This is a genomic window from Xanthomonas sp. NCPPB 1754 (genome assembly GCF_041475725.2).
GTDB lineage: Bacteria > Pseudomonadota > Gammaproteobacteria > Xanthomonadales > Xanthomonadaceae > Xanthomonas > Xanthomonas euvesicatoria.
The window spans coordinates 4,541,589-4,565,285 of the sequence record NZ_CM192982.1 but is presented as its reverse complement, the minus strand read 5'-3'; the positions used below and the strand labels follow the sequence as shown (position 1 = coordinate 4,565,285).

Genomic DNA, 23,697 nt, shown 5'->3' with positions numbered 1-23,697 from the left:
CAGCGCAAGCGTTGTGCTGGCCTCAGCCTGATTGCAGCGCTGCCCGCGCTCAGCCGCCGTAGCGTTGTTGCAGCATGGCGAACGCCGAGCGCAGTGCCAGCGCTTCGCCGCCGGCGGGGCGGCCGGGGCGGTCGCTGTCATTCCAGGCGTAGACGTCCAGATGCGCCCACGGCCGGCCGGGTGCCACGAAGCGTTCCAGATACAGCGCGGCGGTGACGGCGCCGGCCATGCGCGAGCCGGCGTTGGCCATGTCGGCTACATGGCTGTTGAGATAACGCAGGTATGGGCGCCATAGCGGCATGCGCCACACCGGGTCGCGGGTCTGTTCTCCGGCACTGATCCAGGCCTGCGCCAGCGCATCGTCGTTGGCAAAGAGCGCCGGCAGGTCCGGGCCCAGCGCGATGCGTGCCGCGCCGGTAAGCGTGGCGAAATCCAGGATCAGATCCGGGTGCTGCTCGGTGGCATAGCTCAGCGCATCGCACAGCACCAGGCGGCCTTCGGCATCGGTGTTGTCCACTTCCACCGTCACGCCGGCGCGGGTGGTGATCACTTCACCAGGGCGGAATGCATCCGGGCCCACCGCGTTCTCCACTGCCGCAATCAGCAGCGTCAGCCGCACCGGCAACTGCTGCGCCATTACCAGACCGGCCAGCGCCAACGCATGCGCCGCGCCGCCCATGTCCTTTTTCATGTTGCGCATGCCATCGGCCGGCTTCAGATCCAGCCCGCCGGTGTCAAAGCACACACCTTTGCCGACCAGCACCAGATGCGGATGCGCCGTGTCACCCCACTGCAACTGGATCAGTCGCGGCGCGCGATGCGAGGCGCGCCCCACGGCATGGATGGTGGGGAAGTTCTGCGCCAGCAACGCGTCGCCGACGATCGCATCGACTTGTGCGCCATGCGCCTGTCCCAGCGTGCGTGTGGCCTCTTCCAGATGCTGCGGGCCCATGTCTTCGGTGGGCGCGTTGACCCAGTCGCGCACGCGCAGGCACGCCTCGATCAGTGCATGCGTCTGTGCCGAGGGCGTTGCAGCCAGTTCGGCCGGCGCGCGCGGCACCTTGCGATAACGTGAAAAGCGATAAGCGCCCAATCCCCAGCCCAGATGCAGCAATGCCTGCTCGGCATCGCTCAGCGGGTTGGCCAGCGTCCAGCGGCTGGCCGGCGGTAGGGCCATCGGCGCATGCGCGTAGGCGTAGGCATCGGCCCGGTCACCGATCCCCAGGACCGCACCGGCCAGCCCGTTGTCGCCCGGCAACAACAGCACGCTGCCCGGCGCGGCATCGAAACGCTGTGCCTGCGCCCACGACAGCACACCGGTGGGCTGCTCCGCGCACCAGCGCGTAAAGTTCTCGCGGTCGAGCACATACAGCGGCAAGGCTGCGGCATGGGGATCGGTGAAACCGGTGAGGTGCGACATGGAAATCCTCGAGTGCAGCGCCGTGCGCCGCGCAGAGTGGCTCAGGCGGGAAGGGTGATGCCGGCGTTCATCGGGCCTGGATGCGGCTGCTGCGCGTCCAGCCAATCGGCCAGCCCGGTCATGCTGTCGAATTCCAGATCCGGCTGCTGGGTGGGATGCGACCACACCGCGCCCTCGCGATTGATCCAGCAGGCGCGCAGGCCGGCATCCAGCGCGCCCAGCACGTCCATGCGCACGTGGTCACCCACATGCAGCACTTCCGAAGGCGGCACCTCGAGCCGGGCACAGGCGGCCAGGAAGATGCTCGGGTCGGGTTTTGCGCTGCCGTGTTCGCGCGAGCCCAGTTGAAACGCAAAGTGGTGCATCAGCCCGATGCGCTGCAAATCGGCATTGCCGTTGCTGAGCGCGGCCACCGGCACATGGGCGGCAATGCGCGCCAGCGCGTCGAGCGCATCCGGGTAGCATTCCACCTGGTTACGCGCCGCATAGAACACCTCGTAGGCCGGCTCCAGCAACGCCAGATCGCCGCCGCTCTCGCGCAACGCCATTTCCAACGTCAATCGGCGCAGCGCGCTGAGGTCGTGATGCAGGTGCGGGTTGTCGGCAAAGCTGCGCTCACGCAACTGGCGCATCGCCTCCACCGGAAAGCGCTCGGCAGTCACCGGGCTGTGCTCGCGCATCCAGTCGTACAGCACCTGATCGATCCGCGCCCCGATCGGCGCAAAGGGCCACAACGTATCGTCGAGGTCGAGGGTGATGGCGCGGATGTGGAAGCTCATCGCACGATTGTAATGCCGGGAATGGAGAGTCGGGAATCGAGAATGGGCAGAGCACCGCCTCTGCGCTTGCGATTCCCAACTCCCGATTCCCCATTCGCGGCTACTCAAGCAACCGCGCCCAGCGCTGCATCCCGTCCACCCGGCTCAGCACCATCTTGATGCAGACCAGCAACGGCACCGCCAGCAGCAGGCCGACCATGCCCCACAGCCAGCCGAACAGCATCAGCGCCAGGATCAGCATCAGCGGCGAGATCGCCATGCGTCGGCCCAGCACGATCGGCGTCACCACCTGGCCTTCGATCGTGTGCAGGGCCAGGTACAGGATCGCCGGCAGCAGCGAGGACAAGGTGGTGCGAAATTCCACAAAACCCATCAGCAGCATCAGCATCACGCCGATCAACGGGCCGACATACGGTGCGAAATTCAGCAATGCGACCACCGTTCCCCACAGGATCGCTTCGGGCAGCGGAATCTGCAGCACAGACAAAATGCCGGCAAATACCAGCCCGACCAGGGTGTTGATCACGCTGATGGTGAGCACGTAGCGCGAGACCTCGCGCTCGATGTCCAGCATGATCTCGGTGGTGAACCGTTGCTGCTGCCGGTTCGGTAGCAAGGCGATCGCATGCCGTTGCAGGCTTTCGCCATACACCATGAAGAAGAACGTCAGCAGCACCACCGCCAGCACCGAAGCCGCCAGCTTGGGCGTGCGGACCAGCGCCTTGTAAGGGTCGTCCATCTGCGTGCGAACGATCTGCACGCCGCGCTGGCCTTCGCCACCGGCCGCGCGTGCAAAGTTTTCCGCTGCCTGGTTGGCTTGCATCACCGGCTTGGTGAGATCGCGCACATCGCGCGCAATCTGGCGCATCTGCCGTGGTGCCTGTTGCACCCATTCGGCGGCAGGGCCGGCCAATTGCGTGGCCAACGTGACGGTGCCGGCCAGGCCTAGGCACAGGATGAGCAAGGCGCCGAGAAACCGCGGGATGTACAGCTTGCGCAGACCCCGCAGGATGGGGTTGCCGATCAGCGCGAAAAACGCGGCCAGCATGATCGGCAGGATGATCGTCTGCGCTGCCCAGAGGGTGTAACCAACGGCGAGCGTGGCCAGCACCACCAGCGAGGCCGGCGCGCGCGGGCGGGGCGCCGGTGCGGGCGGAAGCGAATCTGCCGCGGTAACGGCATCCGGTGAGTCGACGGGAAGAGACATGCGCGCCCTGGCAGCAGACTGGCGTGCTGCCAGCGGTGCGCCATTATCGGCGCAATGCGTCAACGGCGCGCACAGAGCCTGTGGGCAGGATGTCAGCTAGCGAAAGATTGTGTGGCGAACTCGGCAGCAGCGCCCTTGTGCAGGTCGCGGGGCGCCGAGTTGGTTGTCGATGTGGGATTGCCATTGACCGCAGGATCCTGCCGCATGCTGCTGACTGCGGCAGCACACATGCCGTGCGGAATTGGCCGTCAGGCGTCAGAGCTCTTGGCGAGGAAAGGACCATTCGTCGCACGATTCCCGCATTTCAGCGCTGATATCCGTCAGCCTTCGCAGCGAGCAGTTATCCAGCGGAAATAGACAACGCGGATGCCAGCATTGCGGGCCCGTCGTGCAGCGGTCTTTCAAGCAGTCACCCAGCGCGGCACGCGCGGACTGCATGCAGCGCCGGGATCAGAACGCAGCGCCAGGACCAGACATGGCCACGCGGCGGTCGGACCTCTTCAAAGCGGCACTGGGCACTGGTATGTCGATGCCTTGCACAGGCAATCCGCTGCTGTCGACGGCGGCCTGGCAAAGCGCTAGCCGCCGTGAATACCGTCCGCGCTCAGGCGGCGCGATCTGCAGGGACCTGCACCACGGTCACCGGCGGGTCGGCTGCAACTTCCTCGGCATTGTCTGCCGCACGTTCGGCCTGCTCGGAAGCTTCCTGCGCACGGTGCGCAGTGAACAGCGCAGAGATGGTACTGATCATCTGCAGAAGCTTGGGAATACCGCCAAGCTTGCTGGCGATGCTGCCCAATGCCGCCTGCGGTTCGTTGCGGCCGGTGACAAAGCCGAGCCCGAAGCCCACCGTCACGATCCGCAGTGGCGACCACCCGGCACGCCAGGTCTGGCGGAGTTCGCTCCAGTGCAGACGCGTTTCTTGCGCGCGTCCTTCGACCAGAAACTCGGCGCGTTCGACGCGTTGACGCAAGGTTCCAAACTTCATGGGCGTGCTCCACTGGCAGAGGTTGCCGCGTCATCGTCCTTGCTCGGGTCGTCGAAAATTCCCAGTTTGATGAGCTGACGGCGCGTTGCATTCATGCCGGTGTGGTCGAAGTAGAAAAACACGCGCCATGCCGCGATGCCGGTCACCAACAGACTCGCCAACGCAGTGAAAAACATCGCCTGGAACCACGACAACCCGGCACGTTGCAGCAGGGCGATGATGGCACCGGCCAGCAGCAACCACGACGAGGCGCCGAACACCACGGCCACGCAGGCCCAGGCCAGGCCACGCCCGAATGCGCTGCGTGCCAGTTGCAGATCGGCCGACACCAGCCGGCGCAAGGCGCGGCTGGTGTCCTTGGCCGAGCCCAGCGTTGCACGGCCGGCTGCGCCGACCGCACGTACGCTTTCGTCCAGTCCTGGCGTCTGCGCGCTTGCGTCTGGCGCGTCGGTTCCGGCAGCGGGAGAGGCCTGATCGCTCACGACTTAGTTGTCGTTGCTGCGTGCCAGCTTGGCGATGACCCAGCCAGCGGCGAAGGCAACGCCGAAGGCAGCCAGCGGACGCTCGCGAATCAGATCGGTGGCGCTTTCCAGCAGATCGTTGCCCTTGGCAACCAGGACATCCATCTGCTCCTTGGCAGCGGCACCGCCGAACTCGGCAGCGGCCATGCCGGCCAGCGCGGTGTCGGACAGCTCGGCCTTGACGTTGGCGCGACCGAGCTTGAGCTCATCGCCAGCGGCGCTGGTGGCGCCCCTGACCGCTTCGCCAGCGGCGCTCGCTGCCGACTTCAGGTGGGTGCCGGCTTCGCTCAGGTTTTCCTTCAGCTGATCGGTATTGGTGGGGCTCATGCGATATCTCCTTCGGTCATTGATGGCAGCCGCCACTCACGTGCGGTCGAGCGGTAGCAATAGCATCGGGGGGGTGTAGGAGGCGTTAGTGGAAGCAACGCCCGGTACACATCGCGTCAACGCATCAGCGCGTCGTACTGCGCGTTGCCACGCAGGATGCGCACGACAAGCTGCTGCGGTTTACGCTGGAAATTGGCCCGCCAGCTGGCAAGGTCGGCGAACTCGCCCACGCTGCTGGCCACGATCACATCGCCAGCGACCAGGCCGTTGGCGGCAGCGCGACCGCCGCGTTTGACCTCGCTCACCATCACCCCGGTGATGCCTGACTGACGCAGCGATTCGGGGAGATCGACGAAGGTCGCGCCGGTCAGGCGCGGGTCCAGCATGTCGCCGGTGACGGCGCGGTCCTGCTCTTTCAGCGTGGCCTTGAGCTTGAGCGGCTTGCCATCGCGACGGATGTCCAGGGTCACCGCACTGCCAACCGCCTGCAGGCCTTCGTAATTGTGGAGCGCCTCGGCGCTGTCCACGCGCTGGTCGTTGGCCGCTACCACGACATCGCCCGGTTGCACGCCTGCCGCCGCCGCTGCGGAGCCCGGCAACACCCGTGTCACCAAGGCGCCGCGCAATGAATCCACGCCAAGGCCCTGCAACATCTGCTGGGTGAGGTTCTGGGTTTCCAGGCCGAGCGTGCCGCGCACCACCACGCCCTTGGTCACCAATTGCTCGACGACATTGCGCGCCAGGTTGGACGGAATCGCCAGCCCAAGGCCGATATTGCCGGCCATGCTGCCCTGTGGATTGAAGCTGGCGGTATTGATGCCCACCAACTGGCCTTGCAGGTTGACCAGCGCGCCGCCCGAGTTGCCGGGGTTGATCGAGGCGTCGGTCTGGATGAAGTTCTGATAGCCCAAGCCGCGAATTCCGCTACGCCCTACCGCCGAGACGATGCCGGAGGTGACGGTCTGGGTGAAGCCGAACGGGTTGCCGATGGCCACCACGAAATCGCCCACGCGTAGCGCGTTGCTGTCGGCCAGTTTGATATCGGTGAGGTTGTCGGCCTTGATGCGGATCAGCGCAATATCGGTATCGGCATCGGAGCCGATGAACTCGGCCTTGACCGTGCGTCCGTCGCCGAGCGTCACCTGCACGTCGTCGGCGTTTTCGATGACGTGGTGATTGGTCAGTACGTACCCTTTTTGCGCATCGATGATCACGCCCGAACCCAGCGATTCGTTGATGCGGTCCTGCGGCACCTGCGGAAACAGCCGGCGCAGGATCGGGTCATTGAAGAACGGATTGCGGACGCGCACCACCTGTTTGGTGTTCACGCTCACCACCGCGGGCATGGCCTGCTGCAGCATCGGCGCCAGCGATGGCACTGGCTGGCCGGCCACCGCAGCCGGCAATGCGGCGGCCGTCGGCAGGGTAAAGGCGGCATTGCTGGGGGGCGTGGCTTCGGCGCGATTGTCCAGCCAGGCGTTGATGCCGGTGGCGGCAAATCCGCCGAAGGCAGCAGCCAGCGAAAGAGTCAGCAGGGTAGGCAGCGGTCGCATGGAACGGATTCCGGGTTACGCGGTGGATGAGGAATAGGGCGTTTGACTGCGTAAATCAAGCTGAACGAGAGTGCCTGCGCGCAATTTAACTGCCGGTGAAAGTGCCGCACATCCCTTGCCCTGATTGCGTTGACAGCCCGACGGGCCGGGCGTAGCGTCCGCTTGATCCGATGCCTGTTCAGCATGTTGCGTGCGGTCGCGCATCGCCTGAGTTTCCCGCACTGACGCCCTTAAGGAGGGTCTATGAGCAACGGCAATGGCGTAACGGCAACCCTGTCCGACGCCGTCGATAGCGTAAAAAGCACCGCCACCGAATTGACCGAGACCATCGCCAGCACCGCCAGCGAGGCGGTCGCCAGCGTGCAGGAGGTCGCAGGCACGGCGGTGGAAGAGGTCAAGACGCAGGTGGCCAAAGCGCGCAAGGCGGTGGTCAAGGTCGAAAAGAACGTGGCCAAGAACGCCGGCACTGCGGCCACCGCAGTGAAACGCAGCGTGGCCAAGACCAAACGCTCGCTGGCGGCCACCAAGGACGCTGCCAAGGACAAGCTGGTCGCCACCAGGGAAGCCGCCAAGCAGAAGCTCGCCGCCACCAAGGACGCGGCCAAGCAAACGTTGACCTCGACCACGCAGGCCGCCAAGCAGAAGTTGAGCAGCACCAGTGCCGCGGCCAGGAAGAAGATTACCGACACCAAGGCCACTACCAGGCGCAAGCTGGAAACCGCCAAGGCCAATGCCAAGGCCGAAGCGGCCGCATTGAGTGCCAAGACGGCTGCCAAGAGCGCCGCACGCAAGACCGCCGTCGCAACGGTGAACGCACGCACGGCGGCGAAGAAGGCAGCGAAGAAGGCAGTGGCCAAGCCGGCGGCAGCGACGAAGACGTTGCTCAAGCCTGCAGCGAAGAAGGCGCCGGTGGCCAAGCAAACCGCGACCAGGCAGGCCGCAGTGAAGAAGGCCCCGCTCAAGAAGGCCGCGACCAAGACCGCGTTGAAGAAAGCCGCCAAGGTGACCAAGACCCCGGCCACGCGTGCCGTGGCAAAGACCACCGCCGCGCGCAAGGCAGTGGGCAAGAAAGCGGCAAAGCGCGTCACGCGCTGAGGTTGTCACGCTGCGGCGCAGGGTGCGATGTGCGGGTCGCCAGGTAGCGTGGAAGGCGTGCAACGCACGCGATAGGTGTCACCGAACCTGTGCAATGGTGAAGACGCCGGCGCTGTTCCATAGCGTCGGCGTTTTTGCTGCAGCGGCTTTGGCCAGCGCTCCCCGTCTGCAGCCAACACGCTGATGACCCTGCACTGCGCGGGAGGATTGCCCGAACGTATCGCGTGCGCGCACTTCGATACGTACAGGCATCACGCATGCAATAAAAGGAGCAGGGCCTAGCGCATGCCATCGACCAACTGTTGCGCATCCAGGCCGATCCCTGCCTTGGCCGCGTCATAAGCACCAAGGCTGGCCTTGATGTTCATTGCATTGGGGTACTGCTTTTCGACATAGGCCGCCAGCAAGCGATCGCTTGACGCGTCGAAGATTTCCACCGCATAGCTGACCGAACCGGAGAATGCGCCCTCCTTGCCACGCGCGGCCTGCACGGCATTGTAGGCACCGCCACCGATATCGACCTTCATGAAGGTGCCGAGCACCCGCTTGCTGGGTTTGGCGCCGGTCAAGGTGAGCCGCACACGCAAGGTGTCGGGCCCGATGGCGGTGGTGGGCTGCCAGCGCTGGCCAATCGCGTCGCCGAACTCGCGTTGCATGAGATCGGCGAGCATGCGTTTGTCCTGCTCGGGTACCCCTTCGAATTGCGCGTCCGCGCCGCGGTAAATGCGCACCGGCTCGACCAATGCGGTGCGATACCGCGACCAATCGACCTGGCCGTGATACGCGTACGGCATGCGGCCGCCGCGGCTGCCATCGTGCGGGCGCAGGTAGCTCGAAGATGGCAGTTGGCGATAGGGCGTGGGGCGGGTGCTGGCGCAGCCGATCAGGCTGACGCTGACGACGGCGAGTGCGCAGTATCCAACGAAGCAAGAAGTCGACATGGAGAACTACCTGGTGGAAGAAGGCGAGTGGGCGCAGTTCCAGCGCGCTGGCGTGACCTGATGTTCAGTGCAGTAGAACGCTGGCAGCGGCCAAGGCCAGAACGGCCGTTGCGGCAGTGAACAACACGCCGCGCCTGGCCAGGTGCTGCAGGCGGCGGGCAGCGCGCGCGCTGCGGATATCCGGCAACGCGCACCAGATGTCGCGGTTGCGCGTGCCGGCAGAGCCGCAGCGAAATTCCGGCTCGAGAGGCAGTGGCAGCGGATGCGCAGCGACGGGGTCATTGGCAGCGCACTGCCCGACCGGCAGCGATGGCGCGGTGGGGAGGTGCTGGGTGAAACGGATCGAATGAGGCATCACCAGGCATCCTTGATGCGTGCGGTGAGTGCACTGTAGGCAAGCGATTTTGGGAACTTATTGGATCAACGCGACGACTGCACCGCTTGGCGAAGGCGTGAAATTTCTTTGCAGCACGCAATGGTGTCGGCATTAGAGCGACCACCAAAATGTAGCGAGCAGGTGGTGTGGACGGCGCTCGGGAGCCGCGATGTACGCGTCAGATGGGCCGTCTCGCGCTGCGCGCTGGGCGCTGGGTGTGTGCGTGCGCAGTCGCGCATTTCACGTACCCCTGCTGGTCCATCGCGCACCGCGCACTCGCCGCGCCAGCCTGTGGTTGCGCCGTCGTTTGGTTGGCCGCATATCGTAGTGCTCTCGCGCTGCAGCGCAGGCGGCTTCAGGCCGCGCCGGCAGGGCGGTTGCCGGCAAACACCACGCGCACGCAGAGGCCGCGTCCATCGTTGCCGTCGCCGGCTTCGATCGTTGCTCCGTGCAGGCGCGCAATGCCGGCGACCAGCGACAATCCGATGCCACTGCCCTGTACCGCGCTGCCGGGCACGCGATAAAACCGCTCGAAAATAGAAGCCTGCGCGCTTTCGGGCACGCCGGGGCCGTCATCGCTGACCTGCAGGAACGGGTGCAGTACGTCAGCGCGCACACAATAGCCGCAGCTCACTTCCACCTTGCCATGCAGGCGGCCATAGCGGATGGCGTTGTCGACCAGGTTGCGGATCAGAATGCCCACTGCATCCACATCGCAACGCAGCAGGCAGGGCGATGCCTCAACCTGTAACTGCAGCTGGCGTGCGTCGGCCTGCACGCTGAATTCGTCCAGCACATGCGAGATCAGCTCGCCCATTTCGACTTGATGATAGGCGGCTGAACTGATGCCGGCATCCAGTCGCGCCAGATCCAGCAATTGTTCGGCCAGCCGGTTGCTGCGCCGCGCGGTTTCCAGCAGTTGGCCCAGCGCGGCGTCCTTGGCCTCCGGTGTGGACGCGCGCAATGCGACCTCGGCGTAGGCATGCAGTGCCGAGAGCGGGGTGCGCAGTTCGTGCGCGGCATCGGCGACGAAATCGCGCTCGGCCTGGACGGCTTGTTCCACCCGCGCCAGCAAGGTGTTGAACGAGGCGATCAACGGGCGGACTTCGTCGGGCGCCTGTGCCAGCGGCACCGGCTCGGTATCCAGGCCGGTACGTTGCGCGATGGCGCCGGACAGGGCGCGTAGCGGCCCCAGCGAGGTCCGCACGGCCCACCACATCAATAGCCCCAGGATGCCCAATTGCACGGTGTTGAGCACCACGGCAATCAGGGTCTGCTTGACGCTCATGCGCGAGGATGGGTTGCCGATCGGGGTCGACGTGGCTGCCGCGCCGGGCGTCTCTGTCTGCGTATCGAAGCGGTGCTGGAGCGCGTCGGGCAAGGTGGCGATCAGTCGATCGCCGAGAAGGTTGAGTTCCTGCTCGAACACGCTGTGATGACCCTGGGTGACCAGTGCGACCAGGATCCATAGAGAGGTGGACCAGCTCAGCAGAACGATCGCGGCCAGCGCCGCCAGCATGCGTGCCTGCAGCGACTTCATTCCGGGGTCTTTCCGACCATGTAGCCCTGGCCGTAGACGGTGGAGATCAGCGCATCGCCCAGCTTGCGCCGCAACTGGTGCACATACACCGCGATCATGTTGCTGCCGCCTTCGGACGGGCCGCCATAGACGCCTTCTTCCAGCTGATCCTTGGTGACCACGCGTCCGGCACGTTCCATCAACGCCAGCAGCAGGCGATATTCGTGTGCGCTCAGCGCCACCCATTTACCGTCCTTGGTGACCTTGCGGCTGCCCGGATCCATGCAGACGTCGCCGTGGCTGAGCAGGGGCACCACGCGGCCCTGGCTGCGCCGGGTGACCGCGCGCAGCCGTGCCATCAGCTCGTCGAACTGAAACGGCTTGACTAGATAATCGTCGGCGCCGGCATCCAGGCCGCGGATGCGGTCGGTGAGCTGGCCACGCGCGGTCAGCGCGATCACCGGGGTGGCATCGTAGTGGCTGCGCATGAAACGGATCACGCTCAGCCCGGACTCGCCCGGCAGGCCGATATCCAGCAATACCGCACTGTAGCGGTGGTCCACCAGCACCGTCTTGGCGGCATTGGCATGACCGACATGATCGATGGTCCATGACTGCTGACGCACACCCTCGCAGATGGCGCTGGCCAGCATGGTGTCGTCTTCGACGAGGAGCAGATGCATAGGTGTTCTGCCGTGCGCAGGGCCAGTCCGAGATCCGCAGCACTGTCGGTGATGAAGTTTGGGCAAATATTAGGGCATGGCCAAACCGCATGCAGGCCAGGCCATGCATGCCGTTCGATCCCGTCTGGTCAGGCCCTGGCCGCCGCTCAGCGCTGCAGAATGGCGCGCAGCGCAGCGTCCAGGTGCAGGTACTGGAAGCGGAAGCCGGCATCGAGCGCGCGTTGCGGCAGCACGCGCTGGCTGATCAGCAGCAGGTCGGCCATCTCGCCGAAGCCCAGCCGCAGCACGCCGGCCGGCAGCGCCAGCAGGGCAGGGCGGTGCAGCACCTTCGCCAGCGTGCGCGCGAAGTCGGCATTGGTCACCGGATTGGGCGCGGTGGCGTTGTAGGCGCCGGGTTGGCCGTGCTGCAGCAGCCACAGCAGGAGCGCAGCCATATCGGCGCGGTGGATCCAGCTCATCCAGTGCCGGCCATCGCCGAACGGCCCACCGCCGCCGAATCGAAATGCCGGCAGCATGCGGGCCAGTGCGCCGCCATCGCGATCCAGCACGATCCCGGTGCGCACCCAGCTCACCCGCGGGCCGAGTGCGGCGATGGTGTTGGCTTCGGCTTCCCAGTCGCGGCACAGCACGGCAGAGAAGTCATCGCCGGCGGGCTCGGCCTCGGTCAACGCCGTATCGCCACGTTCGCCGTAGTAGCCCACGGCCGAGCCGGAAATCAGCACCGAGGGGCGTTGTGCGGCCGGCTGCTGCGCAATCCAGTCATGCAATTGGCGCGTGATGCCCAGGCGCGATTGGCGGAAGCGCTGCTTGCGGGCATCGGTCCAGCGGCCGGCGGCCAGCGGCTCGCCAGCCAGGTTGATGACCGCATCGGCCTGCACTCCATCCAGCGTATGCACGGCGGCCGTGCCGGGCAGGATGCGCTTGGCGCGGTGCGGGTCGCGGGTCAGCACGCTGACCTGATGGCCGGCCTGCAGCAATGCCGGGCACAGGGCCTGGCCAATGAAGCCGGTGCCGCCGGTGATGAGCAGATGCATGGAGGGCTCCTGGCCGAATCGATGCGGCACGATAGGCCAGGATCACGCCAAGCGAGGTGAAGCTAGCGCGCGCATGCGGCCGTGCGCTGCAGGGTCAGCCTGCGGCGTGGCCCAACGACCTCGACGACAGCCGCATGTGCTGTCCACCCAACGCAAACGCGCCGGACTGGCCGGCGCGTTTGCAGGGCGAGCGCTCGATCGGCTGCTTACTTGGACGAAGACACCGCGTGGGCGCGTTCGAAATGCGCCGAGACCACGCGACGCGTTTCTTCCAGATGTTGCTTGACCGGCGCGCTTTCGGCGGCGGGCAGCAGTTCCGAATCGATGATCTTGATGGTGTCGCCATGGTCGATGACCATGTTGCGCATGAATGCATTGCGGTAGGCATCCTTGCCGTCAGGCAGGGTCAGCGTCTTGGACAGCGCTTCCACTGCCGCCTTGCCCTTGGCACGTATGGCCTGCGCGCGCGGGCTCTCGGTTGCGCCAAGCGACTTGGTCTTTTCAAGGTTGGCCTCGTGGTCGTGCAGCATCTGCTGCGCGAACTCGCCGGTGGCACCGCCCAGATCCTGTTCGATGGCCTGCTTGGCGAGTGCGATCTCGTTGTCGTCGATCGCAGCCAGCACGCCCAGCACCGCGCCATCGCCCTTGGCCAGCTCGGTCGCGCCGCTTCCGCTGACGGGCGCAGCCGTCGGCTCGGGCGACACCGCTGGCGCGGTGCGCGAAGCATCGCCGCCGGGGCGGTCGCAGGCAGTCAGAGAGAGCATGGCCAACAGCGAAGCGGTGAGAAGCGTGACTTTCATGAAGATCCTGGAATGATCGGCAATTGCCGGGGGTGGAATGCAAAGGAGCCGCTAGGCGGCTCCGGGGAGGTCGGTCAGGCCCACTGCGGCTGGGCGACGGGCGCCATGCCCAATGGCCTGGCGGGCGCCTTGGGTGCGCGCACGGCCTCCTGCGCACTGCGGCAGGTACGTGCCATGCGAGCGGTACGTTCGCGAATCAACGCGTGTTCGCTGATCGGCGCGCTACCCAACAGACTGGCCACGTGGAAGCCAAGGATTTCCTCCGCGCGGTCGCCCTGGTCGCTGACGATGTGCGGCACCAACCGCTCCAGTCGTTCCAGCTCCTGCTGCACTTGATACGGGGTTTTCATGACGATCTCCAATGAAAAACAGATGTTGCTCGATACTGCGGACTCAACTATTGCGCGCGCCCAAGCGCTGCCAGCAATCGGTTGCCAACTGTTCGTAGTTGGACTGCGTGCTGGATGAAATGAAGTGGTGCTCCAAGCGGTCCCGAAATAGGCGCAGACGTTCCTGGTCGCTCGAGCGCGGGGCTTGCAGGTAGATATCGCAGGCCATTTTCACCACCGGGGACAACTCGCTGAACTTGCCTGCGCCGAGGTTGCCCTGGGCATGCCGCGCCTGCCAATGCGCGATTTCGGCCTGTACATCGATGACGGATGGATCTCTGCTCATGACTTGGGGTGTTCCGGTATAAACAAACTTGACCTGCAGAGTAACTGCGGGTATGTCAACGATTGATCATCGAACCCGACCATTGCAGCACTTCGGTGCATTGCACGCTTAACTGGTCAGATTGTTCGAGTGCATCTACACGCAATGCATGCAGATGCGTGCATGTGGTCAATGCGTACCAAGTGACGCGTTTGAACCCGTGTGGTCGAAGCGACGCTTTGGTCTCGCATGCGTTTCGATGTCACGACTGCAACGTGGCCTGATCACACCAGGCAGGTGATCGCCGATCGGGCAAAATCGCTTTCGCAATGCCGCATTTCACGGAAGATTCTGAACCGCTCCACACCTGTGTAACGTCTGATCATTAAGGTAGGCGGCGACGTAATGGAGCGAGAGTACCCAGGATGCAGGACAGCGAGACCCGTAGCCGTAAGCCGCATCATGCAAGCGGCACACCTGAAGCGCGCGTGTGGTGGCATGCCTTGTTGGAGTTGCGCGGTGGGCGTATTGCCATCAGTTTGATCGTGGTGTTCCTGATTGTGCTTGGCCTGTATTTGGCACTGAAGTAAGGCTCCGGCGACACCCACTGCCACTCGTCCCTCAGCTGCGACCGGGGCCAGCAACGACGCGCGATCACGCCGCACGGGGAGATGTCATGGCACAGACACACTATCGGCAGGTGCTTGGGCATGCCACGCGCATGGTGCCCGAGCATGGTCACGAGCGTGCAACGCATGCATGGGTCTGTCGCGAGATCGCGCATCTGCTGGGCGTGCCCGATGCCGGCGTCGCTGGCGATGGCGTGATCGAAGTTGGAACATTCCACGTACCCGACGACACGCTCACTACCGCGCAAGCACGCGGGCTGGGCATCCACGGCGTCGGCGACTTGCTCGGCGGTATCGTGCCGCATGCGTTTCTGGCCACCAAGGTCATCGGTCACCCACTGGTTTCTGACGACGCGGCAAGCACCGCGGGCTGGGACCAGGCGCTGGCCATGTCGCTGATTCCCGCAACGCTGCCGGGCTACACCGCGTTTTCTCGCCCGGATGCGATGCATGCGTTCGAGGCGCTGTCTGGTGGTGGAGACGTGCGTCTGAAGCTGCCCACCGGCGTGGGCGGCAACGACCAATGGCGCATTGCCGACACATCGCAGCTGGCGCAGGTACTGGATAGCCTGCCCGATACCTATCTAGGCACGCATGGCGGCGTGCTGGAACGCAATATCTTGCAGCCAACGACGCACAGCGTAGGCGAGTTGTGTCTTGCCGGCGTCCAGATTGCGTATTACGGCACGCAATGCAGCGTGCCCGATGCGGACGGCAGCGACGTGTATGGCGGCTCGTCGCTGTGCGTGTACCGCGGGTCGTTGGAGGCACTGATGGCGACAGCTTTACCTTCGCTGGAGCGACGGGTGGTCGAGCAGGCGTGCAGGTACGATCGATGCGTCACCGCCGCTTATCCTGAGCTGCAGATTTCCCGCCGCAACTACGATGTGGTCAGCGGTCAGGATGCTGGCGATGTCCCGGTATGCGGCGTGCTGGAACAATCCTGGCGAATCGGTGGCGCAACCCCGGCAGAACTCGCTGCAATCGCCGCCTTTCAGCAAGATCCCGCATTGCAGTGGGTAAGGGCGTCCACACACGAAATCTATCAGGGCCAGCCGCCGGCCGATGCGCAGGTCTACTATCGCGCAACCCAATCCGGTCCAGGGCCGCGCTACAAATACAGGAGGATCTCTGCGACGTAATGGAAGCCAAACTTTCCAGCATCGACATTCCGGTCGGCCAGGACGCACTCAGCGGCACCTTGCTCACGCCCTCAGGCATGCCTGCAGTGTTGTTCGTGCACGGCTGGGGCGGCAGCCAGCACCACAGCCTGGTACGTGCGCGCGAGGCAGCAGGCCTGGGCTGCATCTGCATGACCTTCGATCTGCGTGGGCATGAGGGTTACGCATCGATGCGCCAGACCGTGACACGCGCGCAGAACCTGGACGACATCAAGGCTGCGTACGATCAACTGGCAGGTCTGCCCTACGTGGATGCGCAGTCGATCGCGGTGGTCGGCCTGAGCTACGGTGGGTATCTATCCGCATTGCTGACGCGCGAGCGCTCGGTGGAATGGCTGGCGTTGCGTTCGCCTGCGCTCTACAAGGATGCCCACTGGGACCAACCCAAGGTCAGCCTCAACGCCGACCCGGACCTGATGGCATACCGGCAGCAGCGCCTGCGTCCGGCAGACAACATCGCCTTGGCCGCCTGCGCCGAGTACAAGGGCGATGTGCTGTTGGTGGAAGCCGAGCACGATGCGATCGTGCCGCAGCCGGTGCTGCACAATTATGCGCACGCGTTCGTGCAGGCGCGTTCGCTCACATCGCGTGTCATCGCTGGCGCGGACCATGCGCTCAGCATCAAGGAACACCAGCAGCAATACACGCGTGCCCTGATCGACTGGCTGACCGAAATGGTCGTCGGCCGGCGCATTGCATTGGCCAAGGAGGTGGTGGCCACGCGCAAGCAGCTGCTCAAGGATCAGCAGGGCGCTGCTGCGACCCCGTCGGAACAGACCACTGCGGTATTTCGCGGCGACATCCGTGCGGTGGAGAAGACCGCAGGGTAGTGATCCGGGAAAACGTGGCGTGCAAAGCCATGGGGTCGCGCACGCGTCGCTCTTTTCTTTCTGCGTGTTGAAGACCCGGTGGGCCCGCGGATTGCCTTGTGGATTCGTCAGCCTGAGATCATCTCGGTACTGCTTTTTTCTGAGCGCCGCCGAGTGAGCAGGAACCCGCATTACTCCATAACGCAGAACGGGCCCGAGTGGGCCCGTTCTGGTTCAACGTCGTGCGCTGGCCGCGGCACTTGTGACCGCGCCGCTGCGATCACGCGTTAGACGCGCGTGTCGGTCGGGTGACGGCGCGCCGCTGCATCGTGATGATCCGAGTCGAATGCCTCACGTACCGCATGCTTGGCCTTTTCCCAGCTCAGGCGCGAATTGGCCTTGAAGCGGTCCCAGCCATCGCCCAGATCGCGTTCCAGGTGGTCGTCCCACTGGCGGCCGGCGTGCTGCTGCCGTGCCTGCATGCCATAGCGATAGGCCGGGCGATAGTCGTCGTACGAATAGTCGACATCGCGGTAGCTGGCGCTGTCGAAGCGGCCTGCGTAATGCGTGTCGCTGTCGCGATAGACAGTGTGGGTACGGTCCGCACGCTCCCATGCATCGCGTGCTGCAAGCCGGGCTTCATCCCATTCCAGGCGCGATTGCCCGCGGTTACGCGGCCATTCGCCGGCCAGCGTGGCTTCGGTTTCTTCCCAGGTGCTGGTCGGGCGGGTTTCGCGTGCCTGCAAACCGAATCCGTAGACGGTGGCGTAGTCGCGATCGTAGTCGGTGCCTTCCTTGTAGTAGGGGCGGTTGCGATGCTCCTGGCGCCAGTATTCGGTCTCCACAGTGGGGTCGAGCCGTTCGGCCACGCCCTTGCCAGCCGCTGCGCCAGCAACCACGCCGGCCGCTGCACCAATCAAGGTGCCGAGCGGCCCGAACACCGTGCCTGCAAGCGCCCCTGCCGCCGCACCGCCGGCGATGCCGCCCACACCGACGCCAACCGGATGCGAACCAGGCGCACCGGAGATCGGGTCGCGGTTCAAGTCCTTTGCTTCTTCCTTGCGTTCCTGCTTGTCAAGATTGCTCATACCGCCTCCGGATTATCTGATGGATGCGCCCTGTAGATCAGACCGCGAACGAGGCGCAACGATGGCGTCGCAAGAGTGAAACGTGCGTGCTTTGATGTGAGCGCGATCGCGACATGACTGAACTGTGCATTGCATTGCGGATGAGGTTGCTCACTCGCACTTGCAACGTGTCTGTAGCGAAGAGGGCCGCTGGTGCGGCCCTTTTCTATCCCTTGATGCACACCACCTGGCGCAAGGTGTGCAGCACCTCGACCAGGTCCTGCTGCGCCGCCATCACTGCATCGATGGACTTGTACGCTGCAGGCGACTCGTCGAGCACCGCCGCGTCCTTGCGGCATTCCACATGTGCGGTGGCCTGGCGATGCTGTGCCAGGGTGATCTGCGCGCGTGCAGCGGTCCTGCTCATCACACGCCCCGCGCCGTGGCTGCAGCTGTGGAAACTGTCGGCGTTGCCCAACCCACGCACGATGTAGCTACGCGTGCCCATGCTGCCCGGAATGATGCCCAGCTCGCCGACACGAGCGCTCACTGCGCCCTTGCGGGTGATCAACAATTCCTCACCAGCGTGCGTTTCCATCTGCACGTAGTTGTGGTGGCAATTGACTGCGAGCTTTTCCAGCTGGAATTTTGGCAAGCGGTGACGCATCTCGGCCAGCACGCGCGCCATCATCGCCTCGCGATTTTCGCTGGCGTAATCCTGCGCCCACGACACCGCTTCGACGTACTCGTCGAACAACGGCTCGCCCTGCATGAAGAAGGCCAGGTCCTTGTCGGGCAGATGGAAACCCAACACGCGATGCGCCAGTTGTTCGCGCGCGCGCTCGATGAAGTACGTGCCGATCAGGTTGCCGGTGCCGCGCGAACCGCTGTGCAGCATCACCCATACCGCATCGGTTTCGTCCAGGCAGATCTCGATGAAGTGGTTGCCGCCGCCCAGCGTGCCGATCTGGCAGTCCAGCTTGTCGGTACGGATGCGCTTGTGCTGCTGCTTGATCGCATCCAGACGCTGCACCAGCCCGGACTGCGCAATGCGGGTCTCAATGCTGTCCGGCAGCTTGCGATGCTCGCCGCCACGTCCATTGCCCACCGGCACGCTGCGCTCGATGCTGGAGCGCAATTGCGCCAGATTGTCGGGCAGGTCGTTGGCGCGCAGCGTGGTGCGCACCGCAGCCATGCCGCAGCCGATATCCACGCCGACCGCCGCCGGGATGATCGCGCCACGGGTTGGAATGACCGAGCCCACGGTTGCGCCTTTACCCAGGTGTACGTCGGGCATCACCGCTACCCACGGACCGACAAACGGTACCGCCGCGATATTGCGCAGCTGCGTATGCGCCTGCTCTTCCAGGGGCACGCCGCGCACCCAGCCCTTGATCGGGGTGGTGCTGCCCTCGGCATGCAGAAATTCAAAGTGCTGTGATGTACTCATTGTTGTCATTGCCTTGCGGCAGTGCGTGGCAGATCCTTCCGCCACGCGCAGCCTTCATTGCCTGATCGTCACCAATTGCTTCAGCACGCCATCCAGGCCGCCGAACACGGTGAGCTTGTCGATCTTTTCGGTGACCTTTTCCAGCGCCTCCAGTTCCTTCAAACGCATCAGCACCGGGCTGTCTTCGATCAACTTGGCAGTGTTGAGCAACGAGCGCGTGGCATTGGCCTCTTCGCGCCGACGGATGACGTTGGCTTGCGCCTGCTTCTCCGCCTGCACGACCGCGTTGAGGATCTCGCGCATCTCGCCCGGCAGGATCACGTCCTTGACGCCGACGCCCAGCACCTCGATGCCGAAGCCGCTCACGCTGCCGCGCACATACCCGAAGATATCCGCATCCAGGCAGGCCTTGTCGCCCAACAACTCGTCCAGCGTCTTGGACGAGACCGCGCGCCGCAAGCCGTACTGCAACTCGCGATACAGGTAATCGCCGGCCTTCGCCACGCGCGTGCGCATTGCCACCGCATCGGTGACGCGCATGCTGGCGGCCAGGTTGACGCGCAACGACACCTTGTCGCGCGTCAACAGCTCCTGCCCGGACACTTCGACCGACTGCACGCGCAGATCGATCACGTCGGTGGTGATGTTCTTCTGGAAATTCCAGAACGCATACGCCCCCGGCCCGAACGGTGCAAACAGCTTGCCGTCGACGAACACCAGCCCTTGCGACTCGGCTGGCACGTCCATGCAGACCGCCAGACGCGACAGCGTGCCGAGCTGACGCAGCCTGCGCTGCACATCGGTGGGCACCTGCAGCCCATCGCCCAATGGCAGGGTCTGCACCTCGATTGCCGCCGGACCACGCCAGTACAGCGTGCGTGTGCCCGGTGGCAGCACGTCCTCGAGCTTGCCGTTGCGGATCAGCAAGCCGACCTGCGCGGTGCCGATGTCGGCCAGCACGAAGTGTTGCGGCAGGGTGCTGCCGAGCGTATCGATCAGCATCTCCGCATCGCGGCCCATATAGGCGCCTTGCGTGATGGCGTGGACGATGACCTCGCTGCGACCCAACGGGTCGAACAGGCGATAGACGCCGGGGACGAGCACCCGCTCGAACCGACGATTGCGATACACCAGGCCGCGCTCGCCGTCACCGATCACGACCCTCTTGGTCCAGAACATGGCACTTCTCCTTAGGTTTGGCTCTGGTGGTCCGATCCGGGAATGCAAGCGTTCCGCCGCCCGGATCGGACTGCTGGCGGAACGTGTGCCGATGCAACGCGGCGTTGAAGGGTGGAAACGCCCGTGACGGCGGCCGTGCGGGGCGCAATGCGCTGTTGGCGCCTGCAAGTGCGTGGCTGATGCGGTGCGATGTCTTGCATAACGGCAGCGAACGGCGCAGCACGCGCGTTCAGGACAAAGGCCCGGCAGGGGCGCCGCTGCTGCAGGCAGTCAGGCGATGGCTTGCCTGTTTGCCTGCGGCATGGGCGTTTCCGTAAAGGGACTTGCGTCCCGAGGAATGACCGAAAAGGTCATGCATGGAGCGGGATTCGAACCCGCGACTAACAGATTACAAATCTGCTGCTCTACCAATTGAGCTATCCAGTGGTGGGTATTCCGGAATTGAACCAGGCCTACGGCTTGCGCCGCCGCTCCACCAGGAGCCGATACCCGTAACGAGAAACATGAAAAAGAGTTCGGTATACGCCACGGCATTGCCGCGCGCACCAGCTGGAATAAACTCCAGGCCGCTGAATATCTTTCGCAATGTTTCTGATTACCGTTTTATTCAAACGGCAATTCTTGTATGCGCATGACCACGCGCCACCCGTGCCCGGCACATAGCGCTTTGACGCCTGTTCGCGTGCAACGTCCGTGTTGTCGGGAAATCCATGCCCGGGTACCTGGAGGGTCATCCACAAGAGTCGGTGCGAACGCATACGAAAACGCCCCCGGATGCTGCATCCGAGGGCGTTCGCTTGCCTCGGAGATCGGGTGACCGATCTCCTTGTCAGGACATCAGTCGAAGAGGGTGATGCGCACGTCTGCTTTCTTCGTGCGCACACACGATGCCGCGCGGTGGGCGCTGGGCAGTCGGTTGAGTGTGGCGGAGTTGAGCAGGGACATGAGGCCGATTGGGTAAAAGTGCAGACGTGGCTGCCGAGGGCGCGAACATTACCCGTGTCTTTTTAGCGATGCAAGCACTTTATGCAATTATGTTCTGGATTATCTCTCTGGTGGTCGGAGTCGGTCGTCGGAAACAGAATCAAAATCGCGTCGCGGCAGCAGGCGAGAGCCATTGCGTGGAATGGTCGGCACAAGCGATGCCACGATTTCGAAATTCAGGACCAGGCGAGCCGACGCTGCGCGCGGCGAGCAATCGACATGCAATTCAAGCGGCGCGCTGTTGGCCGGTGCAGCCCGCGCCCCATGTCCACGCGGACACTGGACGCGCTCACGCGGCCTGCAGCCTTGTGGATTTGTAGGCCATGTAAGCCTTCGCCTGCAGCGCTTCCATCGCTTCGAGAGAATGGGGCGGCAGCTAGAGTTTTTGCCCAGATGCCGCATGCGTCGCATTGGGCGAGGCATCGCTCGTCGCGCATCGATGCTGCGGGCCGTTTCGCCTCTGTGCCGATGACAGAGGGACGACACGTCACCGCGCGTTGTGTGCGCCCGCATGTCGCCAGTCACGCAGGATGGCCTGAAGTGTTGGATCAGAGTGGCTCGCAAGAGCGATGCCGCGCCCGCCACGTCTTTGAAGATCCGTGATTCGGCACGACGCTGACCGCCTGCGGTGCTCCTTCCGCCCGCACGCCAGCGCGCGCGCCAACGTCAGTGCAGACAATCAGCCTGCGTGGGTGCCCAGCGTGCGCGCGCCGGTCAGGATCATGCGCAGCATCTGCGAGATCTGCTCGATCAGCTCGGGATCTTTTTCCGGTGGCGAATCCATTGCCACCGCGCCCATCGCAAATACCAGCCGGGTGATCGCCTTGGACACCAGGGCAGGCGCGTGCAGCTTGGCGTTGTCGGCCGCGGCCAGGCGAATCAGGTCCACGCGCAGCTCGTCTTCGAAATAGGTGAGTTCGCGCTCCACCGCTTGCTTGAAGGCGTCCGAGCCCACCGCGCCTTCGCGCAGCAGTACGTGCAGCAGCTTGTCGTCGGCGCGCAGCTGTTCCATGAAGGCTTCGACCGAGACACGGATGACGCTGCGGTCGGTGGAGGTCGCGCGCTGGCGCGCTTGGCCGATGATGGTGCGTAGCGAACGCCCGGCCCGATCGATCAAGGCCACGGCGAGCTCGTCCATGTCGCGGAACTGGCGATAGAAGCTGTTCGGCGCGATGCCTGCCTCGCGTGCCACTTCGCGCAGGCTCAGCGTGGACAGGCTACGGTGCGGGCCAATCAAGGACAGCGCTGCAGCGATGAGATCCTCCCGTGAAATCGCCGGCTTGCGGGACGGCGGCGCGTCGTGGGAAGGCAGGGCGATAGAGGTCATGGGGCTGCAGCCGGGCGTGGGCCTGAATCATAGCCCCTCTGGCAATATACAAGTGTATACACGGGTGTGCATGCATGCGTATAGTGCGGCCCATGAACCTGGCATCTCCTCGTAAGTCCAAGTCCCCGCTGCCGGCACGCCTGGCGCGCCGACTGGTGTCGCCGCAACTGTTCGATTTCTGGGCAACCCGGCTCAACCCGTTGTGGACGCTGGAACAGCCGATGGCGCGGCTGGTCCAGCGCACCCCGGCCAGCCGGGACGCGGTGACCCTGGTGTTGCAGCCCAACGGCCACTGGCGCGGCCTGCAGGCCGGCCAGCACGTGAGCCTGGGCGTGGAGATCGACGGCCGCCGGCTGTTGCGTAGCTACAGCCCCACGGTGCAGGCCGACGGCCGGCTGGCGATCACCGTCAAGGCGATCGAGGGTGGGCTGGTGAGCCGCTTCCTGGCGCACGATGCGGCCTTGGGCACGGTGGTCTCGCTGGCCCCGGCCTTCGGCGACATGCTGCTGCCGACCACGCCTACCCCGCTCCTGCTGCTGGCCGCCGGCTCCGGCATCACGCCGATGCGTGCGTTGCTGCAGGCCGCCGCGCAAGCCGGCATGCCGATGGACGTGGACCTGCTGTATTGGGTGCGCCAGCGCGACGAAGCCTGCTTCGTCGACGAATTCGCCGCGCTGGCCGCGGCGCATCCGCGCCTGCGTGTGCAACTGCTGACCACCCGCGAAGGCGAGACTCCTGCAGAACGCGTGGACACCTATTCGTTGGACCACATTGCCGCGCTGGAGCAGCGCCATGTGATGGCCTGCGGGCCGGGTGGTTTTGTGCAGGCCGCGCGCGAACGGCTGCAGGGACGCGTGGCTGCATTTCAGGCCGAAGCCTTCAGCGTGCCGGCACTGGACCAGGCCGAGACCGGCCAGGTGCAGGTCCAACTGTCACGCAGCGGCCGTACCCTGACCCTGCCGCGCGGCCAGTCGCTGCTGGAAGGGCTGGAAGCGCAAGGCCTGCGGCCCAAACATGGCTGCCGCATGGGCATCTGCAACACCTGCGCCTGCCCGCGCCAATCCGGCACCACCCGGCACCTGCTCACCGGTGAACGCAGTAACGAACCCACCGCACAGGTGCGCCTGTGCATTAGTGCGCCAAGCACTGACCTGATCCTGGATCTGTAAGGAAT

General features: G+C 64.7%; 23 protein-coding genes. 4 read left to right on the top strand and 19 right to left on the bottom strand.

The window, feature by feature from the left end:
• Positions 1–49: 49 nt before the first annotated feature.
• The 7 genes from ACCQ15_RS19670 to ACCQ15_RS19640 form a co-directional block, all read right to left on the bottom strand.
• The gene (locus ACCQ15_RS19670; RefSeq protein WP_372380962.1) at positions 50–1,420 is read right to left on the bottom strand and encodes a leucyl aminopeptidase family protein; all 1,371 of its coding nucleotides are present in this window, start codon (positions 1,418–1,420) and stop codon (positions 50–52) included.
• A 41-nt stretch (positions 1,421–1,461) separates the two neighbouring features.
• Positions 1,462–2,199: an HAD family hydrolase gene (locus tag ACCQ15_RS19665; protein WP_008574788.1), complete on the bottom strand. Its 738-nt coding sequence runs from the start codon at positions 2,197–2,199 to the stop codon at positions 1,462–1,464.
• A 100-nt stretch (positions 2,200–2,299) separates the two neighbouring features.
• Positions 2,300–3,406, bottom strand: coding sequence for an AI-2E family transporter (locus ACCQ15_RS19660; RefSeq protein ID WP_029820624.1), 1,107 nt, complete (start codon positions 3,404–3,406; stop codon positions 2,300–2,302).
• A gap of 604 nt (positions 3,407–4,010) precedes the next feature.
• Positions 4,011–4,394, bottom strand: coding sequence for a hypothetical protein (locus tag ACCQ15_RS19655; protein WP_011348892.1), 384 nt, complete (start codon positions 4,392–4,394; stop codon positions 4,011–4,013).
• A complete protein-coding gene (locus ACCQ15_RS19650) occupies positions 4,391–4,876 on the bottom strand; it encodes a phage holin family protein (protein WP_029820623.1) in 486 nt (161 codons plus the stop codon). Before ACCQ15_RS19650 ends, ACCQ15_RS19655 begins: the two co-directional genes overlap by 4 nt.
• Before the next feature lie 3 nt (positions 4,877–4,879).
• Entirely contained in the window at positions 4,880–5,242 is a 363-nt protein-coding gene (locus ACCQ15_RS19645) for a hypothetical protein (RefSeq protein ID WP_008574792.1), read from the bottom strand.
• Between the two features lie 116 nt (positions 5,243–5,358).
• Positions 5,359–6,795, bottom strand: a complete 1,437-nt coding sequence (locus ACCQ15_RS19640; RefSeq protein WP_005914355.1) for a Do family serine endopeptidase — start codon at positions 6,793–6,795, stop codon at positions 5,359–5,361.
• Between the two features lie 243 nt (positions 6,796–7,038).
• On the opposite strand from ACCQ15_RS19640, the gene ACCQ15_RS19635 reads away from it, so the two are divergent.
• Complete coding sequence (locus ACCQ15_RS19635; RefSeq protein WP_029820622.1) at positions 7,039–7,890, top strand: hypothetical protein; 852 nt, start codon at positions 7,039–7,041, stop codon at positions 7,888–7,890.
• Positions 7,891–8,168: 278 nt separating this feature from the next.
• Here ACCQ15_RS19635 and ACCQ15_RS19630 read toward each other — a convergent pair whose 3' ends face one another.
• The 8 genes from ACCQ15_RS19630 to ACCQ15_RS19595 form a co-directional block, all read right to left on the bottom strand.
• Complete coding sequence (locus ACCQ15_RS19630) at positions 8,169–8,831, bottom strand: DUF3313 domain-containing protein (RefSeq protein ID WP_372380961.1); 663 nt, start codon at positions 8,829–8,831, stop codon at positions 8,169–8,171.
• A 64-nt stretch (positions 8,832–8,895) separates the two neighbouring features.
• Positions 8,896–9,186: a hypothetical protein gene (locus ACCQ15_RS19625; protein WP_372356710.1), complete on the bottom strand. Its 291-nt coding sequence runs from the start codon at positions 9,184–9,186 to the stop codon at positions 8,896–8,898.
• Between the two features lie 376 nt (positions 9,187–9,562).
• On the bottom strand, positions 9,563–10,747 hold the full coding sequence (locus tag ACCQ15_RS19620) for an ATP-binding protein (protein WP_184421577.1): 1,185 nt from the start codon (positions 10,745–10,747) through the stop codon (positions 9,563–9,565).
• Positions 10,744–11,409, bottom strand: a complete 666-nt coding sequence (locus tag ACCQ15_RS19615; protein ID WP_008574802.1) for a response regulator transcription factor — start codon at positions 11,407–11,409, stop codon at positions 10,744–10,746. The genes ACCQ15_RS19620 and ACCQ15_RS19615 overlap by 4 nt, the downstream gene beginning before the upstream one ends.
• Before the next feature lie 146 nt (positions 11,410–11,555).
• Positions 11,556–12,443 (bottom strand): TIGR01777 family oxidoreductase, encoded by an 888-nt coding sequence (locus tag ACCQ15_RS19610; RefSeq protein ID WP_057681257.1) that lies wholly within the window; start codon positions 12,441–12,443, stop codon positions 11,556–11,558.
• A gap of 206 nt (positions 12,444–12,649) precedes the next feature.
• Positions 12,650–13,243 (bottom strand): DUF4142 domain-containing protein, encoded by a 594-nt coding sequence (locus ACCQ15_RS19605; protein ID WP_011348885.1) that lies wholly within the window; start codon positions 13,241–13,243, stop codon positions 12,650–12,652.
• Positions 13,244–13,317: 74 nt separating this feature from the next.
• Complete coding sequence (locus tag ACCQ15_RS19600) at positions 13,318–13,593, bottom strand: hypothetical protein (RefSeq protein ID WP_029820617.1); 276 nt, start codon at positions 13,591–13,593, stop codon at positions 13,318–13,320.
• A gap of 43 nt (positions 13,594–13,636) precedes the next feature.
• Entirely contained in the window at positions 13,637–13,918 is a 282-nt protein-coding gene (locus tag ACCQ15_RS19595) for a hypothetical protein (RefSeq protein ID WP_003486531.1), read from the bottom strand.
• Between the two features lie 655 nt (positions 13,919–14,573).
• Between ACCQ15_RS19595 and ACCQ15_RS19590 the strand changes: the two genes are divergently transcribed.
• Positions 14,574–15,668: a DUF3182 family protein gene (locus ACCQ15_RS19590; RefSeq protein WP_014091306.1), complete on the top strand. Its 1,095-nt coding sequence runs from the start codon at positions 14,574–14,576 to the stop codon at positions 15,666–15,668.
• Positions 15,668–16,537 (top strand): alpha/beta hydrolase family protein, encoded by an 870-nt coding sequence (locus ACCQ15_RS19585; protein ID WP_057681258.1) that lies wholly within the window; start codon positions 15,668–15,670, stop codon positions 16,535–16,537. The genes ACCQ15_RS19590 and ACCQ15_RS19585 overlap by 1 nt, the downstream gene beginning before the upstream one ends.
• 266 nt (positions 16,538–16,803) lie before the next feature.
• Here the strand turns inward: ACCQ15_RS19585 and ACCQ15_RS19580 are convergent, their stop codons facing one another.
• The 4 genes from ACCQ15_RS19580 to fabR form a co-directional block, all read right to left on the bottom strand.
• Positions 16,804–17,604: a hypothetical protein gene (locus ACCQ15_RS19580; protein ID WP_372380960.1), complete on the bottom strand. Its 801-nt coding sequence runs from the start codon at positions 17,602–17,604 to the stop codon at positions 16,804–16,806.
• Positions 17,605–17,809: 205 nt separating this feature from the next.
• Positions 17,810–19,033, bottom strand: a complete 1,224-nt coding sequence (locus ACCQ15_RS19575; protein WP_372380959.1) for an RtcB family protein — start codon at positions 19,031–19,033, stop codon at positions 17,810–17,812.
• A 54-nt stretch (positions 19,034–19,087) separates the two neighbouring features.
• The gene (locus ACCQ15_RS19570) at positions 19,088–20,212 is read right to left on the bottom strand and encodes a slipin family protein (RefSeq protein ID WP_303401452.1); all 1,125 of its coding nucleotides are present in this window, start codon (positions 20,210–20,212) and stop codon (positions 19,088–19,090) included.
• A 1,663-nt stretch (positions 20,213–21,875) separates the two neighbouring features.
• Positions 21,876–22,523: an HTH-type transcriptional repressor FabR gene (gene fabR, locus ACCQ15_RS19565; protein ID WP_008574825.1), complete on the bottom strand. Its 648-nt coding sequence runs from the start codon at positions 22,521–22,523 to the stop codon at positions 21,876–21,878.
• A 92-nt stretch (positions 22,524–22,615) separates the two neighbouring features.
• Between fabR and ACCQ15_RS19560 the strand changes: the two genes are divergently transcribed.
• Positions 22,616–23,692 carry a ferredoxin reductase gene (locus ACCQ15_RS19560; RefSeq protein WP_014091301.1) on the top strand — a complete coding sequence of 359 codons (1,077 nt, stop codon included), beginning with the start codon at positions 22,616–22,618 and terminating at the stop codon, positions 23,690–23,692.
• Positions 23,693–23,697: the final 5 nt, after the last annotated feature.

Coding starts and splice junctions, on each gene's coding strand:
- ACCQ15_RS19610 (WP_057681257.1), bottom strand. CDS start 12,443: ATGCATCTGCTCATCACCGGCGGCACCGGCTTCATTGGCCAGGCCCTG.
- ACCQ15_RS19645 (WP_008574792.1), bottom strand. CDS start 5,242: ATGAGCCCCACCAATACCGATCAGCTGAAGGAAAACCTGAGCGAAGCC.
- ACCQ15_RS19630 (WP_372380961.1), bottom strand. CDS start 8,831: ATGTCGACTTCTTGCTTCGTTGGATACTGCGCACTCGCCGTCGTCAGC.
- ACCQ15_RS19560 (WP_014091301.1), top strand. CDS start 22,616: ATGAACCTGGCATCTCCTCGTAAGTCCAAGTCCCCGCTGCCGGCACGC.
- ACCQ15_RS19655 (WP_011348892.1), bottom strand. CDS start 4,394: ATGAAGTTTGGAACCTTGCGTCAACGCGTCGAACGCGCCGAGTTTCTG.
- ACCQ15_RS19670 (WP_372380962.1), bottom strand. CDS start 1,420: ATGTCGCACCTCACCGGTTTCACCGATCCCCATGCCGCAGCCTTGCCG.
- ACCQ15_RS19575 (WP_372380959.1), bottom strand. CDS start 19,033: ATGAGTACATCACAGCACTTTGAATTTCTGCATGCCGAGGGCAGCACC.
- ACCQ15_RS19580 (WP_372380960.1), bottom strand. CDS start 17,604: ATGAGCAATCTTGACAAGCAGGAACGCAAGGAAGAAGCAAAGGACTTG.
- ACCQ15_RS19585 (WP_057681258.1), top strand. CDS start 15,668: ATGGAAGCCAAACTTTCCAGCATCGACATTCCGGTCGGCCAGGACGCA.
- fabR (WP_008574825.1), bottom strand. CDS start 22,523: ATGACCTCTATCGCCCTGCCTTCCCACGACGCGCCGCCGTCCCGCAAG.
- ACCQ15_RS19570 (WP_303401452.1), bottom strand. CDS start 20,212: ATGTTCTGGACCAAGAGGGTCGTGATCGGTGACGGCGAGCGCGGCCTG.
- ACCQ15_RS19660 (WP_029820624.1), bottom strand. CDS start 3,406: ATGTCTCTTCCCGTCGACTCACCGGATGCCGTTACCGCGGCAGATTCG.
- ACCQ15_RS19665 (WP_008574788.1), bottom strand. CDS start 2,199: ATGAGCTTCCACATCCGCGCCATCACCCTCGACCTCGACGATACGTTG.
- ACCQ15_RS19590 (WP_014091306.1), top strand. CDS start 14,574: ATGGCACAGACACACTATCGGCAGGTGCTTGGGCATGCCACGCGCATG.
- ACCQ15_RS19615 (WP_008574802.1), bottom strand. CDS start 11,409: ATGCATCTGCTCCTCGTCGAAGACGACACCATGCTGGCCAGCGCCATC.
- ACCQ15_RS19605 (WP_011348885.1), bottom strand. CDS start 13,243: ATGAAAGTCACGCTTCTCACCGCTTCGCTGTTGGCCATGCTCTCTCTG.
- ACCQ15_RS19625 (WP_372356710.1), bottom strand. CDS start 9,186: ATGCCTCATTCGATCCGTTTCACCCAGCACCTCCCCACCGCGCCATCG.
- ACCQ15_RS19595 (WP_003486531.1), bottom strand. CDS start 13,918: ATGAGCAGAGATCCATCCGTCATCGATGTACAGGCCGAAATCGCGCAT.
- ACCQ15_RS19635 (WP_029820622.1), top strand. CDS start 7,039: ATGAGCAACGGCAATGGCGTAACGGCAACCCTGTCCGACGCCGTCGAT.
- ACCQ15_RS19620 (WP_184421577.1), bottom strand. CDS start 10,747: ATGAAGTCGCTGCAGGCACGCATGCTGGCGGCGCTGGCCGCGATCGTT.
- ACCQ15_RS19600 (WP_029820617.1), bottom strand. CDS start 13,593: ATGAAAACCCCGTATCAAGTGCAGCAGGAGCTGGAACGACTGGAGCGG.
- ACCQ15_RS19640 (WP_005914355.1), bottom strand. CDS start 6,795: ATGCGACCGCTGCCTACCCTGCTGACTCTTTCGCTGGCTGCTGCCTTC.